The 14,508-nt window shown below is 70.8% G+C and carries 11 protein-coding genes and 3 pseudogenes; 6 read left to right on the top strand and 8 right to left on the bottom strand.

Annotated elements, in window-relative coordinates; genetic code table 11:
- Positions 1-536: 536 nt before the first annotated feature.
- Complete coding sequence (locus OG948_RS36100) at positions 537-839, bottom strand: hypothetical protein (protein WP_331769199.1); 303 nt, start codon at positions 837-839, stop codon at positions 537-539.
- Positions 840-927: 88 nt separating this feature from the next.
- Here OG948_RS36100 and OG948_RS36095 point away from each other — a divergent pair, with 88 nt between their 5' ends.
- Positions 928-1,323, top strand: coding sequence for a hypothetical protein (locus tag OG948_RS36095; RefSeq protein ID WP_331769198.1), 396 nt, complete (start codon positions 928-930; stop codon positions 1,321-1,323).
- A gap of 330 nt (positions 1,324-1,653) precedes the next feature.
- On the opposite strand, the gene OG948_RS36090 is transcribed toward OG948_RS36095, so the two are convergent.
- Positions 1,654-3,612 (bottom strand): PQQ-binding-like beta-propeller repeat protein, encoded by a 1,959-nt coding sequence (locus OG948_RS36090; protein WP_331769197.1) that lies wholly within the window; start codon positions 3,610-3,612, stop codon positions 1,654-1,656.
- 408 nt (positions 3,613-4,020) lie between these two features.
- Positions 4,021-4,518, bottom strand: a complete 498-nt coding sequence (locus OG948_RS36085) for a hypothetical protein (protein ID WP_331769196.1) — start codon at positions 4,516-4,518, stop codon at positions 4,021-4,023.
- 123 nt (positions 4,519-4,641) lie between these two features.
- Here OG948_RS36085 and OG948_RS36080 point away from each other — a divergent pair, with 123 nt between their 5' ends.
- Positions 4,642-4,905, top strand: coding sequence for a hypothetical protein (locus tag OG948_RS36080; protein ID WP_406300456.1), 264 nt, complete (start codon positions 4,642-4,644; stop codon positions 4,903-4,905).
- A gap of 495 nt (positions 4,906-5,400) precedes the next feature.
- Here OG948_RS36080 and OG948_RS36075 read toward each other — a convergent pair whose 3' ends face one another.
- The 4 genes and pseudogenes from OG948_RS36075 to OG948_RS36060 form a co-directional block, all read right to left on the bottom strand.
- Positions 5,401-5,799 (bottom strand): Helicase associated domain protein, encoded by a 399-nt coding sequence (locus tag OG948_RS36075; RefSeq protein ID WP_331773406.1) that lies wholly within the window; start codon positions 5,797-5,799, stop codon positions 5,401-5,403.
- A gap of 9 nt (positions 5,800-5,808) precedes the next feature.
- Positions 5,809-5,955, bottom strand: a pseudogene (locus OG948_RS36070) (helicase associated domain-containing protein); the annotation flags it as partial.
- Between the two features lie 75 nt (positions 5,956-6,030).
- A complete protein-coding gene (locus OG948_RS36065; RefSeq protein ID WP_331769194.1) occupies positions 6,031-6,156 on the bottom strand; it encodes a type II toxin-antitoxin system CcdA family antitoxin in 126 nt (41 codons plus the stop codon).
- Positions 6,157-6,511: 355 nt separating this feature from the next.
- The gene (locus OG948_RS36060) at positions 6,512-7,792 is read right to left on the bottom strand and encodes an MEDS domain-containing protein (RefSeq protein WP_331769193.1); all 1,281 of its coding nucleotides are present in this window, start codon (positions 7,790-7,792) and stop codon (positions 6,512-6,514) included.
- Between the two features lie 1,399 nt (positions 7,793-9,191).
- Here OG948_RS36060 and OG948_RS36055 point away from each other — a divergent pair.
- The gene (locus OG948_RS36055) at positions 9,192-10,178 is read left to right on the top strand and encodes a hypothetical protein (RefSeq protein WP_331769191.1); all 987 of its coding nucleotides are present in this window, start codon (positions 9,192-9,194) and stop codon (positions 10,176-10,178) included.
- Between the two features lie 335 nt (positions 10,179-10,513).
- Positions 10,514-10,767: pseudogene (locus OG948_RS36050) on the top strand (transposase); the annotation flags it as partial.
- 33 nt (positions 10,768-10,800) lie between these two features.
- Here OG948_RS36050 and OG948_RS36045 read toward each other — a convergent pair.
- Positions 10,801-11,823, bottom strand: a pseudogene (locus OG948_RS36045) (integrase core domain-containing protein).
- Between the two features lie 406 nt (positions 11,824-12,229).
- On the opposite strand from OG948_RS36045, the gene OG948_RS36040 reads away from it, so the two are divergent.
- Positions 12,230-13,444 carry a serine hydrolase gene (locus OG948_RS36040; protein ID WP_331769190.1) on the top strand — a complete coding sequence of 405 codons (1,215 nt, stop codon included), beginning with the start codon at positions 12,230-12,232 and terminating at the stop codon, positions 13,442-13,444.
- Between the two features lie 13 nt (positions 13,445-13,457).
- On the top strand, positions 13,458-14,183 hold the full coding sequence (locus tag OG948_RS36035) for a TetR/AcrR family transcriptional regulator C-terminal domain-containing protein (protein WP_406300455.1): 726 nt from the start codon (positions 13,458-13,460) through the stop codon (positions 14,181-14,183).
- Positions 14,184-14,508: the final 325 nt, after the last annotated feature.

Raw genomic sequence — 14,508 nt, 5'->3', positions numbered from 1 at the left:
TGTCGGGTTCCTGCGGCGTTGGCACGGCACCCTGGAGTGCGCGGTCGAGGTCGGCGTCGACGCCGATCCCCGTGTGCCCGCCGAACCGGTCGCGTGGCATACGGCGGCGCTTGTCGCGGGCCCCGTGACGTTCCACGACCGGCCCGTCGCGCCCAGGGATCCGGCGCCGGACTCTCGCGGTTCCTTGCCCCCGGCCCGCTTGTCGTTCGCCCGTGCTCCGGCGGCAGCCACGGCCCGCCATGAACCCGCCTCCGTCTCTGCGTCCCGGCGAGCCCACGAGGCACCGTGCGTACGCGCATCGGGTCGCGTGCCTGAGCGGCACCACCCGGCACGCGGGCTCGTGACGAGTGGGGGCGCTGTCGGCGACCATCCCGACAACGCCACCGGGGCCGGCCGCCTCGGTCCGAGAGCACGGGTCCCTGCACCTGTGTTCGTCTCTTCACGGGCCGCTGCGGGCCTTGGGCCTGTGAGCGGGCCACCCGCCGAGGGGCGCACCCGCGATCGCGCCCGGGTCCGCGTGGTTCGACGCCACGAGCTCAGCCGACTGCGGCATCCGGCGCGAGCACCAGGCCGGCTGCCGCGAGGAAGTCCTCGAGGCCGATCTCGCCGCCGTCGGTGCCGTCGTCCCATTCGACCAGGAGCCCGGACAGGCCCTCGTTCCACGTCTCGGGCGTGTCGTCCGCATCGTCCGGGCCGCGGTGCCATTCGACGCTGCCCCCGCCGTGTCGGTATCGGAGATACAGGTATCGGCAGGTTGCCGTCCAGGCGTTCCACTGCGAGGGGAAGCCGTGACAGGTCTGCACCACGCGCACCAGCGTCCGGTCCTCGTCCGTTTCCATCCGAGGATGTTCGCGCATCGGCAGGACCCGGGCAATCACTCGCGAGGGACCGGACCGGACCGGACCGCTACAGGCCGGAGATCGGCGAGTGGGTCTGCAGGATGTTTCCGGGGGTATATGCGTCACCTCGTCGAACAGTCGTCGACCGAACAACGTGCTGTGGGCGCTGCGCGTGGCCCTGCCCGACGTCCGCTACACCGTCACCCCGCCCGGGCCGGACGGCACGACGGTGCGCGCGCACGATGGCGCCGCGTCCTGGGTGACCCTGACCACCACGCGCGACGACGACCACGTCCTCGTCCGCGAAGGCGGACCCCGACGCCTCGCCGCCGAACTCCTCGCAGCCTGGGACCGATGGATCGACGACGGGCGGATCCGCTTGTACGACCACGGCATGACCGTCACTCCCAATGAGCAGTACGTGTGGGCGGGCGATCCCGACACCGGACGTCGATGGTCGATCCCGCACCCGACCCGGACCTGATTCCCGGCGGCCCCGACGAACCCGCGCCGATCGAACATGCGGTCGGGGCGGGTTCGTCGGGAGGCGAGGGGCGTCCCTTCCAGGGAGGTGCGCTCTGTGCGTAGGGGTTGAACAGATTCGGCGCCGTGAGGTTGTGGTGGGTCAACTGCCCCTGGACGGTGTGTTCCTGTCCCCATCGGCCGATGCCGTCGCTCAGCGCGACGGCGTAGGCGGGCACCGCCTTCTCGAGCGCGTCGAGCTTCTGCGGGGTGATCACCCGCATACCCTCCACGAGGATCGCCTCCTCGTGGGCTCGGTTGCCAGGTCATAGGGTCGTCGCGCCAGACTGGTTCAGGTCGTGTCCAGGGCGTACACATCGTCGCCGGCACACAGGTACACCACCTTGTCCACCACCACCGGCGACAACGCGCCCGGCGCGCTGGTGGTGAAGGCCCATCGCGGGGCGCCGGTCGCCGCGTCCAGGGCGTACAACTTCTTGTCGTCGCAGCCGATATACACGACCCCGTCGGCGACCGCGGGTGACGAGTGGATCGCGTCGCCGGCGGCGAAGACCCATTTCTTGGCCCCGGTGGCCGCGTCCAGGGCGTACACGTTGTTGTCGGCGCTGCCGATGTACAAGACTCCGCCGGCGATGGCCGGCGTCGAGTAGACGTCCCCGCCGGTGGCGAAGGTCCATTTCTTCGCCCCGGTGGCCGCGTCCAGGGCATACACGTTGTTGTCGTTGCAGCCGACGTACACCAACCCGTCGGCGACCGCGGGTGACGAGTGGATCGCGTCGCCGGCGGCGAAGACCCATTTCGCGGCCCCATTCGTGGCCCCGGTGGCCGCGTCCAGGGCGTACACGTTGTTGTCGGTGCCGCCGAAGTACACCGTTCCGGCGGCGACCGCCGGCGACGGGTGGGGGACGTCCGCGCGGATGTCGTCCTTCGCGTAGGTGTCGAACTCCCATTTCTTGGCTCCGGTGGCCGCGTCTATTGCGTGCATGGAGCGGTAGTCGCTGAAGTACACCGTGCCGGCGGTCACCAGTGCCGCCGAGGTTTCCCTTCTCATGGTGGCGTACTTCCATTTCTTGGCTCCGGTGGCCGCGTTCAGGGCGTGCAGATTCCCATAGCTACCGGCATACACCACCCCGTCGGCGACCGCCGGCGCCGAGCTGAGCGGGGAGTTTGCGCCGAAGTCCCATTTCTTGGCTCCGGTGGCCGCGCTCAGGGCGTACAGGTTTTGGGCGCTGCCGACGTACACCGCCCCGTCGACCACCGCCGGCGACGAGAGGCCGGAGGAGACGCTGCGTCGCCACCGAACCCGCGAGGAGTCGGTGTCGGTCAGGGCGAGGGCGGTGGTGACACCGGCGGCCGCCGCGGCGCCGATGCCGAGCCGCAGCGCCGTACGGCGGGTGACCCGCCGCCGCTGCGGGGGGTCGACGGGGGGCCGGTGCACCGGTGTGACGACGGTCGTGTCCGCGGTGTGCGCGGCGGTGTGGGCGGGGAGTTCGCGGAGTCTGCCGTGGACCTCGGCCGCGTTCGCGGGGCGATGGTCGGGGTTCTTGGCGAGCAGCGCCAGGACGAGGTCGTCCAGGGCGGCGGGGACGCCGGATCGGATGTCGCCCGGTGGTACCGGTTCCCGGTGCAGGTGGGCGGCCATCATCGCGACCGGACCGGTGGCCTGGAAGGGAATGTCCCCGGTGAGGAGTTCGTGCAGGACACAGCCCAGGGAGTACAGGTCGGAGCGGGCGTCCCCGGGGAGGTCGCCGAATCGCTCGGGAGGCATGTAGGCGAGCGTGCCGATCACCTTGCTCGACTTGTGCGTGGCCGCCATGTACCGGGCGACGCCGAAGTCGAGGATCGTGATCCGGCCGTCCGGGCCGAGCATCAGGTTCGCCGGTTTCAGGTCCCGGTGCACGACGTCGGCCCGGTGGGCGACGTGCAGCGCCGCGGCGGTCTGCGCCGCCCAGTCCGTCGCCGTCGCCACCTCGGGCGGGCCGTCCTCGCGGAGCACGGTGTCCAGGTCCCGCCCGGTGAGGTACTCCATCACCAGGTAGAGGGTGCCGTCGTCGGGGTCCTGTCCGAGGTCGAACACGGTCACCACGCCGGCGTGGCTCAATCCGCCGGCGGTGCGGGCCTCGCGGAAGAACAACTCGGCGCCGGAGGTGTCCCGCCGGTCGTGCGGCAGCAGCTTGACCGCCACCCGGCGCTCGATGACCCGGTCCCTGCCCTCCCACACCTCTCCCATACCGCCCCGGCCGACGAACGCGACCAGCTCGTACCGACCACCCAACACCCGCACAGCCATGGATAATTCCCCCGAACGGCCCGCCGCGGGCCGCAGTTTGTCGAACCGACCCCGCCCTCGCGAGACCACACCGAAGATCCCACACCCGCACAGCCCATCAGGCGGTTTGTGCTCGCCTGAGGTTTCCTGGTCGGCGGCAAGCTCCCGCGGGCGGTCGATGTCGTGCGTCGCCATCCGAACGGGGCGCAGGGCGGACGCCATGATTCGCGGGCTTTTTGTGAGGAATTCGACTGTGTGGGTTGTTGGTCTGCGACGGTGGTGTGTCAGTGGTGGTATGACGCGGCGTGTGGCGGTGCCCGTTTCGGGGTTTCTCGCTGCCGGGCGGGTGTTCGGCCACCGACATGGATCTGTGGCGGAGGGATGCGTTGACCTGCGGTGTCGCAGCACCACCGCCTGGGGTTGTCGGGTCTATGGGTGGCCGAAGTAGCGGTCCCACCAGGTGGGTGGCCACCGCGCGTCCTTGCGCAGCGGTGCGGGTCCGTCGTATCGGGTGTGAAGCAGTTCTTCGGCTACCACCACGTACCCGGTGTCGTTCAGAGCGCGTTCCACGGTGGCGAGGTCCCCGATGTCCAGCGCCCCTTCCTCGCGCGCGTCGTCCGTCCCCAGATACGCGCCGGGGTTCTCCGCCGCCACCATGGCCGGCGAGCCGAAGTTGCTCACGGAGACGACGATCCGCTCACCGCACACCGTCGCCTCGCCCGGGACGACGACACGGGCGTACTCGACGGTGTTCCGGTGGTAGCGCCGTGCCGGGCAGCGGGTCGCGAAGTCGGCCTCCAACCGGGACACCAGCCGGTCGAGCATGGCCGAGATCTCCTGCTCGTCGTACTCTCGGGGCGCCGTCGGGTGGTCCGCGTCGTCGAGCCGCCGCAGGAGCGCGGTCGAAGCCACATCGTCGTTCACCATGCCCTCATCCTGCCGCCGCGGAGAGCCATTGTGTGTCGGGTGGGACGTATCCCAGGCGTGTCGGCTCGATGGGGACGTGGTCGTAGTTGCCCTCCGACCGATGCCGCCCACCGCAGGGGGCGTGTGGGGTTGTTCGTCGGGGTGCGCGAGAATCGGCGCGTGGCCTATTACGCGCGTGGCGCTGTCGTTTCGGCGGTGGTCGACAGCCATCCCTCGTACGGGGTGATGGTGTGCCTGCCCAACGGCGAACGAGCCCTCCTCGAGCGGGAATTCCTCGAGCCCGCCCCGCGCGATCCGGGGGCCGGGCCCGCCAGGGCACACGCCTGGACGTCGTCGTTCCGGGATATCGGGCCAGGCGTCCGCCGCTGGTTCCGCTGCCTCGGGTGAGCGCGCTGCCGCACCACACACGACCCGGCGGGCTCCCCCGATCGTCCGGCCACAACAACTCTGAGCCACGGTCTCTCCGCCTCATGCCGAGTGCGGTGAGGAGCCCTCACCCTTCCCGACCGGCGAAGCACGTCGTGTGCGGCGGTCAGTCCTCCAGTCCTCGCATCGGGTGGGGTGAAGGAGGCGCTTGAACGTGGGTGTTGCTGCGTGAGGTGTTGTCCGCACTGCGTCGGAACGTGTGATCGATAGCGTTGCGTCGCGTCGTTGCCGTGGTCTGACGAGGTGAGGAAGCTGTGAGCGATGGCGTCCTGTCGATCATTCCGAGTGATTCGCAGTGGCAGCCGGACCGTGATGGGGTCGATCGCGTGATCGCGCTGGTCGAGGACCTGACACCCGGGGTTGCCGACGGTGTGGGCGTGGAGATCGACGTGGTCTGGCACGAGGTGGTCACGACGCCGACCTCGGCCGGCGCCGCCCGCTGCGCCGGTGTCAGGTTCACGCCGCTGCGCCGTTGCCGGTCCAGCCGGGTTCCGACGTCTTCGCCGCCGACGGTGTGTCCGGGGACCAGGTCGTCGACGCTGCTGCTGGCTTCGGTGTGCAGGCGTACGGCGGCGTGCATGCGTTGCCAGTCCAGTGACCACCGCTTGGCCGGGTCGTCGCGTCCGGTGGGGTTCCAGTCGGGGTCGAGGGCGCTGGTTGCGCCCAGCGTTCGCGCCATCGTTCGGGGTTCCGGCGTGTCTCCAGCGGCCGTCGGCAGTTGGCGAGGAATTGCCCGACGGGGTACCCGTTGACGGCTGCGGGCTTGGGCGCCGCCAGGTGTCCGTGGACGGCGAAGTAGGCGCGGCTTATGGCGAGTCCGTCCTCGAAGGCGGTGTCGTCGGTGTTCCACACCATGCCCAGCTGCTCGAGCAGCTCGATGCGGTGCGGCGTGATCGATCCGGCCGCCCGGGCCCGTCGCTGGTCGCCGACCCACTGCCCGAGTGGGTACGACGTGCCGGTCTCGGCGTCGTAGTCGATGCTCTCCAGCGGCACCCGCAGGTCCCCATGGCTCGCATGCCACCGTCACGCGATGTCCTCGCCGAAGACGTCCGCGAGTTCCTCGACGTCGTCGCCGTGTCGGCCGCGTCAGGCCTCGATCGCCTCGCCCGCCTCCCGCAGGGCCTCGGCGCGTAGCGCGCGTTCGACGTACGCGGACAGGTTCCCCGCCGACGCCGCCTTGGCGGTGGCCAACAGGTCCGCAGGGATCGTCACTGACGCGTTCCTTGATTGTCATACCTCAAATCATACTTCGAGTATGACTCGTGGTCGTAGTCGTCACCGGATCGAACGCCGCGAAAGCTGCCTGCCCCAAAACAGCCTGCAACCCACCGAATAGCCAACTCCGTACAGGCCCTGGTTGGCCTTCCGATCGCTGATCCCGTCCGGCGTTCCCGTCGAACCCATCGATTCCCGGGCCCGCTTCCCGTCTTCTCTTCGTCGGGTGGCCGGCCCGCCCCCGCGCGGGCGCTTCCCTGCCCCTGTGCCGAAGGAGGAGTGGTTCATGTCCGGCGAGGTGTCCTGGTCCCGTATCGAGAAGCTGTCCGAGCATGGACCCGCACGATAGGAGTCACTGGGGCCACACGCGCCGCGATTTCGTGGCGTGTCGGGCGGTCCGTCGGCCCGATGCCCGAGCCACTGCTCCGGGGCACGCGGCCAGGGCCGTGAGGCCCGTGATCACGCCCATGGCCGCCGGGATCATCGTGGACCGGGGTGCCGAGGCGGCCACCGCGCAGAGATAGGCTATGAACGGACCGCCCAGGCACAGCACGCTTCGGCCGCCCGAGGCGATCACGGGGGCGATCGTCCAGCGCAGCAGCGGCCACCCACCAAGGAGGGTCGCGGCGCAGGCGACGGCACGGAGCATGGTGCCCGCCCCGGGTTGAGCCAGGCCGGGCACGGTCAGGCAGGACGCGGCGACGTAGGCGCTGAAGACCACTCGGCGAAAGCGAGGCGTTGTCCGTACGCCGGCCGCAGAGGGCCTGAGACCCGGCAGGATGCCCGATGTCCTGAGGTCGAGCCGCAGGTCGATCTCGAGGTCCTTGAGGTCGGCGCCGGCCGCGTCGAACGCAGCCAGGAGCAGTGCAAGGGCTGCCGTGGCGGCGATCTCGGCGCCACCGGGGTCGCCGAACGCGAGGAGAGGCACCGAGACGGTCTCGTGCACGCACAGCACCAAGAGCCCGACCCGCTCCGCGTCCAGGCCGCCGGCGCGCGCGTGGCGGGCGACGAATGATCGAAGGTCCGCGACCTCGCGGACGCCGCGGACGTCGAAACGACGGTGCCCCGTGGGCGGTTCCGGCAGGGCCGCGCCGTCGCACGCCGCGCTGAAATCCCGCGTCGCAACGTAGGTCGGGTTCGCCCAGCCACCCCCGGCGGTGGGCAATCCCGGGCGGGTGCGCAGCTCCGCCCGCAGGACACCGAGAGGCAGGGTCCGCACGTCGTACGGGCACAGATGGCGGGCGCCGGTGGCGACCAGGACCACGTTCGGCAACGCCTCGAAACGTGCCCACTCGCGGATCCGGCGCCTGGTCCCGGCCGGCCACCGGATCTCGCCCACCACCCGCGTCCGGCCCTGCACCCGGGCCCGGGCCTGATAGGCCGTCAACGCCTGGGCGGGCAGCGATACCGGCCCCGCGCCCGCGTACGTCACGCCTGCCGGGCCCGCGCCGAACAGGTCCCGCAGCAGGTCGGCGTTGCGCTGGCCGGTGACCACGAACACGGGCTCACCCGCGGCCAGTCCGGCCTCGACGAACGGACCGGCCGACCCCAGGAACCGCGCGTCGGTGTCGTACAGCAGTAAGTCGTGCGAGACGAGCGGATATTCGGGCACCGGGAGCGTACGCCGAGTCATCGGACGAACCCCGCACCGTTGCGGACCTCCGCACGACCCGTTTACCGCAGTGTGGCGCCCGGGAGCCCTCTCGCGCGACCCACCAACATCCGACACCGCCAACCGCGGCCACCAGACCTTGGTCAACTGCGCGTTCTCCTTCTGCTGGGACGCCTGGTTCGCCCGTCCCCGCCCGCGCACACCGAGGAGCCGGAACCGCACCGCCCAGAGAGGGGGAACTCCCGCGTTCCACCAGCCCCGAACGGCCTTCTGGCCCCAAGCGATCCGGGCCGTCCGTGGCGCCTTGGACCACGCCAGAAACCAGCCGCCGCATCCTCCCTCCGGCCGCGAGGCTCAACGCGGGCCGTTGCCCCACGTCACCGACACCGATGATCAGCACTGTGCTCATCGCGCGATCGCACGTGCGCCACCGCTGCTCGGACCAGGGATTCCGAACGTCCGTCCCACCGGGTCGGCCGGGACCGCCTGCGTCACGGCGGCGAATGTCACGCCACACCTATATGTACCGGTTTCTCGCTTTTTCCGATGATTATCATCAGAATGCTGTTCATGCGAAAAACAGGACGATTTCGGATCGCGTCGCAGGGCACCAGGACCACGAGAGCGATCGCGGTGCTGTCCCTCCTGGCCACGACGTCGGCCGTGCTGTACGGCTGCTCGTCGGGGGGCTCCGAACGCGATACGACGACGGATCCCGAGGGTGTCGAGACGTCGTCCTCGACTTCGGGTTCCGGTTCGCAAGGTCCCGGCGGCACCGGCGGCACCGGCGGCACCGGCGAACCCGGAGGCGCGGAAGGCGGGGCGGGCGGGGCGCCGAACCCCGAAGGAGACGGCGGATTCCAATCGGCGGGCCGCCTCTCCGGCTTCTTCCCCGGAGGGTGGCCCTTCGCCCAGGTGGTGGTGAGCAATTCCTCTGACACCACAACGTTTGTCGGCACGGTGACCCTCGCCGACTGCACCGACGCACAACACCGGCAGCGCGCGACTCCCCCTCAGAAGACGGTCACCGTCCTCCCGAAGGCCACCGAGACCGCCTCCTTCACGTTCACCGGCGATTCGGACGGCATCACACACACGGTCTGTGCCCAACTGACGGACGCACAGGGGCATCGCCAAACGGCCAGCAACGTCTTGGGGAAGGAACAGAAGGACGGCGGCGACTCGCCCTCGGCCCCCCAGAAGGCACCCGGCACGTCATCGCCCCCCCAAAACGCACCCGGCACGTCATCCGCCTCCCAAACCCCACCGCCCACCGGGCACGCCACATCAACTCCAAAGACCTCCGGCCCGGCGACGTCGAACCCCAAGGGGCCCACGTCGCCCGCCCCGTGAGGCCGACCGACAGCCGAGGAGCGGCCCGCCGGTCGGCGGCCCGACGACGACACCGGGACCGAGGACCATGACGGACGCAAACGAGGACGACGAAGGCAACAACGACGAAGGCAACGGACGAGACAACGACCGAACCAACGGGCAGGACAGCGAACCGGACAACGGCCCAGGCAACGGGGAAGGCGGTCGGGACGGCGACTCTGCCTCACGCACAGCGGCCGACTGGATCGGCACCCTGGCCTCGATCCTCGCCCCCACGACGGCCATCGGTGCGCTGCTCCTCTATTTCGGGTTCGTCTACACCGACGCGCTGTACGAGTACTTCGGCATCGACGCGCAAACGCTCGGCTTCTCGACCCAGGACTACCTCCTGCGCAGCGCCGGCCCGCTCTACCTTCCGGCCGGAGTCACGCTGACCCTGGGTCTGGTGACCGTACTCGCGTACCACCTCGCGTCCGCGATCGGACGCCGTCCCGAGGCGGACCGGCCTCCCCATGTCCGGCACGTCCTCCACGCCCTGATGGTCGCGGGGCTCCTGCTCTTCGCGGCGGGGATGCTCGGCGGATTCCGGATGTGGGCCAGCGCCGCGCTCACGACCCCGCTGCTCATCGGTGGGGGTCTCCTTCTTGTCGCCTGCGCACGAGTGTTCGCCCTGCGCAGCTCCGGCATCGAGCACCCCGTCGCACGGGAGACGACGGCCCTGGCCTTCGTCGCCGCGCTCGTGGTGCTGTCGTCCTTCTGGGCCGCGAACGTGTACGCGGGGCAGCACGGCACCCGCGACGCCCGCTACCTCGCGGCCCACCTGCGGCTGAGGCCGGCCGTCGTGGTCGACACGACCGAGCGGCTCCACTTCGACTATTCGGGCGTGCGCGAGACCGTGCTGCCGGTGGACCCGTCGGGGCAGCGGTTCCGCTTCCGCTACGAGGGGCTGCGCCTGCTCGCCCAGTCCAACGCCCGGATGTTCCTCATCCCCAACCGCTGGACGAAGGCCCGAGGTTACGTCATGGTCGCCCCCGTAGACCCGAACATCCGGGTGGCCTTCCACCCCTCCTGAATCGGCCGACGGGGAGAACGAGGGCACGCCACACGGTCGGCCCTGCGACAAATCGTTCTGCTGCGGGTGACTCCCGTGGTCGGTGAGAGCGCCATGACAGCGGCCAGTAGATACTGGCTCTGGCGCGAGTTTGGTGCATCGGTGGTTTGGATCTTCACGACTTCGAGCAGAACGCGCTTGCGTAGGAGGTCGGGTGTGGTCCGTCCGACTCGCCTTCGCCAGGCGGTAGTTCACACCGCTTCGCGCAGGTCACCTCGCTGCGGAAACGTCACTGGCCGGCCCGTTCTTCCTGGGGTCTGTTTCAAAAGTCGATCTTGGTCTGTCATGATCATCGTGTGGGACGGGAAGATCTGACGGATGGTCAATGGTGCGCCTGGAAGCGCTGTTGCCGGTCGGGTTGAAGTCCGGACGGCCACCGATATGGACAAGCGGCAGCTGATCGACGGGATCCGGTGGCGGACGCGGGCCGGGGTGCCGGAGCGGTACGGGCCGTGGCAGAAGGGTCTACGGCGTGTTCCGTCGATGGCAGCGCGACGGCACCTGGAAGCACATCCTCGACTCGCGACCGGCTGGCCTCGCTCGCCCGCGGCCTTGTGGGTGCCGGAAACCCCATCCGCGCTGGTCAGGCGGCATGTCGGTATTCATGGATGGTGCCGCCGAGTCGGTCCTGTCTGCGGATGCGCAACCGCTGGAGTTCGTCGGGGTCGGTGATCGGCTCGGGCAGCGCCCGGAGCGGCGCCGCGTGCTGGAGCGTTCGGTGCGGCCTGTGCGCTTTGTAATGCCGTTCGAACCCGCGCAGCGCACGGAGCAGGTGACGCGGATTCCAGATCAGTGCGGTCGAGGAGTTCGTGGCGGCAGGTGCGGACCCAGCGCTCCATGACCGCGTTCATACGGGGTATGCGGACGCCGGTGACGACGGTGCGGATCCCGGCGTCGGCGAGGATCTCGTCAAACAGCGAACTTCCGGTCCCGGTCGCGGATGAGGAACGCGGCCCTGGCGTCGGCGTCTTCGAGGTGCATGGCGAGGTTGCGGGCGGCCTGGGCCGCCCGGACGGCGGTCGGGTGCGGTGTGGCGCCGAGGACCCGGATCCGGCGGGTGGCGTGCTCGATGACCGCGGGAATGTACCGACGCTGCCCGTTCGGGGTGACCGTCTCGAGGATGTCGCACGCGAGGACCGCCTCGGCGTGGGAGCGCAGGACCGCGGCCCGGGTGGTGGCACCGGGCTCGGGTGCGGGGTTGATGCCTGCGTCCTTGAGGATCTCCCGGATGGTGGAGGCGGCGACGCGCAGGCCGAGGACGGCGGGTTCACCGTGGATGCGGTGGTGGCCCCGGGTCGGGTTCTCCCGCGTCGGCCGGATCACCAGGACGCGGATCGAGCGGTCCGTCGACGGGCGCCCGGGCCGTTTCGGACGGGACGCGGCCGCGTGCCGGTGGCGGACCGGGTCGCGGTGCCACCGCAGGACTGTGTCGGGGTGCGTGGTCAGCCGGAGCCGTCGCAGCACGTGGCGCGGTGCGGCAGCGCGGCGAGCCGGGCCCGGTCAGCCGCGGTGAACCGCGGCCGCCGGTCCCCGAGCTGCCGTTCCAAGACGGTGAACTGGTGGCGCAACGTCGGAATCTCTCGGCGTCCTTGTCGCGGTCGCTCATCGGGAGGCAGCCGCGGATGGCCGGTTCGTCCTCGGCCGGGTCCTCGAACGCGCCCGGCGCCGGCGGCCCCGTCAACAACAACGGCCACACCTGGCGTGCGAGATCACGCTCGGCGGCGTCGAGCACCCACCGACCTGCCTGGAGGTGGCTCCGGTCGTCGCGTCCGGTCCGGGGTGCGTGGATGCCCGGGTGTCCTCGAGGGTGTGCCGGACAGCCGGGGTGGCCTGTCGGGGGAGCGTGCTATCGCCGGCGGGGTGGGTAGCCGATGAATGCACCAGTGTTGACACCGTCGGTGTATCCTGGGTGTGGCGGGCTGCCCCGGCGTCGGGTCCGCCGGCGACGATCGGGGGGTTTCCCGGGTCGGGCCGTCCGTCCGGGAGCGACGCCGAGGGATCGAGGGGACGAAGTGACGACACTCGTGTCGGGACGGTTGTTGAACGCCGCGGCGATCGCGGGAGCGGGCGCCGGGGCGGTGTGGCTCTGGCGCAACCAGGGCCGGCTGGCGACGCGGCGGCCGATCAACGAGTGGACGTTCACCCACATGGCAACGGTGATGCCCACGGAGGACGTGCCGCGCGGCGGCCGGGTGTTCCCGCTGCCCGGCCGGTCGGGACCGCTGGAGGTCTCCTATACCTTCGGGGGCGCGGAGCGGAGCCTGACGGACCTGCACCGGAACACGAACACCACCTCCTTCCTCGTCCTGCACGGCGGTGAACTGGTCCACGAGGTCTACCCGGGGCGGTTCGCCGGGCCCGGCGTGCGATTCCAGATGTTCTCCCTGACCAAGTCGGTGACGTCGATGCTGGTCGGCATCGCCGTCGACGAGGGCGCGATCAAGAGCGTCGCCGATCCGGTGACCACGTACCTGCCCGACCTGGCGGGCACCGCCTACGACGGGCCCACCGTCGAGCAACTGCTCGACATGTGCAGCGGCGCGGGCGACCTGGAGGTGCACACCGTCCCCGACAACGACATCAGACGCTTCGAGAGGGCGATCAGCGGCGGAGGTTCCCTGCGCGAGGTGGTCCGCTCGGTGCGGCGCACGGCGCAACCGGGCGCGCGGTTCAACTACTCGACGATCGACACCCAAGTCCTGGGCTGGGTACTGGAGTCCGCCACCGGCACGAGCCTGGCGCGGTACGCCGCCGAACGTCTGTGGAGCCGTATCGGGGCCGAGCACGACGCGTACTACTGGCTCACCCGCGCACGTCCGCGCACCGCCATCGGCGGCGGCTCGCTCAACGCCACCACCCGCGACCTGGCCCGGATCGGCCTGCTCATGTCCCGCGGCGGAGAGCTGAACGGGCAGCGCATCGTGCCCGAGCAGTGGGTGGCACGCGGCCGGGGCCGGGGAGCGGAGCACCTGGAGGTCGGCGCGCTGGGCCCCAGCGGCTACCCGCACTACGGATACGCCAACCAGTGGTGGACCCTGGGCGGCACACGGAGGGCGTTCACCGGACTGGGCATCCACGGCCAGTACCTGTACGTGGACCCACAGGCCGACGTGGTGATCGTCAAGACCAGTGCCTGGCCGACCGCCGACGACCAGGCCCGCGACCTGGAGACCGTCACCGCCCTGCGGGCGATCGTCGACCACGTCGCCGGCGCCGGGAACCGGTGACGGGCCCACTACGATGACACCCGTGACGGGAAGCGGGAGTGAGCCGGCCGCGACAGGCCCGAGGCGGCGCGGCCGCCGCCCCGCCCCCTTCCTCAACCCCACCCTGATCCTCGACACCGCCATGGCCGTCATCGAAATCGACGGCCCCGACGCGCTCACCTTCCGCCGCCTGGGCACCGAACTCGGCGCCGACCACACCGCGGTCCTACGCCACTTCGGCAGCAAGGACGACCTGCTGCTCGCCCTGGCGGCCCGCCTGGTGGAGGAGGCCGTGGACGGCTTCGCCCCCGAGGCCAACTGGCGCGAGACGCTGGCCTCGCTCGCGCGCCGCACCCGCGCCGCCTGCCGGGCGCATCCTGGCGTGGCCGTCCTGGTGGCGGCGCGCACCTCGCGCCGGGCCGCGGAGTTCCGCGGCGCCGACATCGTGATCGGCGCCCTGTTGGAGGCGGGGCTGCACGGGCGCGAGGCGGCCTCGTACTACCGCGCGCTGGTGGACACCGCGCTGGCCCTGTCGGCCTACGAGGCCTCCGTCGCCACCCTGGACGAACAAGCCCGCGAGGGCGACCGCCAGGCCTGGCAGCGCGAATACCTCGCCGCGTCGCCGCACAAGTACCCGCACCTGGCCTCCGTGGCGCAGCACCTCGCCGACATCGACGCGGAGGACCAGTTCGAGACCGCCATCGGACTGTTCATCGACGCCATCGAACTCCGCGCCCTCCGCGCCCGCGACAACGCCTGAGGGGCTGCCGGGTCGGCGAGACTCGGTGCCGTGGTCACCGGTGGGTGAGCACATTTCCCGCCGGAAGCAATCGCGTTCCGGCGTCGGACCGTGCCCCTGCCGGTCGACCGGGAGGCCGGACCGTCGACGGGGTGGCGTGCCCGCCCTGTGGGGGCGAGAGCTCCTGGACCCTTCAGGCCGCGTGCCGTGCCTTCGGCAGGCGGCACCACCCGGCAACCGCCGATCATCCGGGCAGCGCCGACGCTGGTCGCCCTGCCGGGCATCGGTCCCGAGACCGGCGGCCGGCTGCCGACGAGCGCGGGCGACAACTTCGACCGGCTCCGCT

This window comes from Embleya sp. NBC_00888 (assembly GCF_045207655.1).
Taxonomy (GTDB): Bacteria; Actinomycetota; Actinomycetes; order Streptomycetales; family Streptomycetaceae; genus Embleya.
This window is presented reverse-complemented; position numbering and strand designations above follow the sequence as displayed.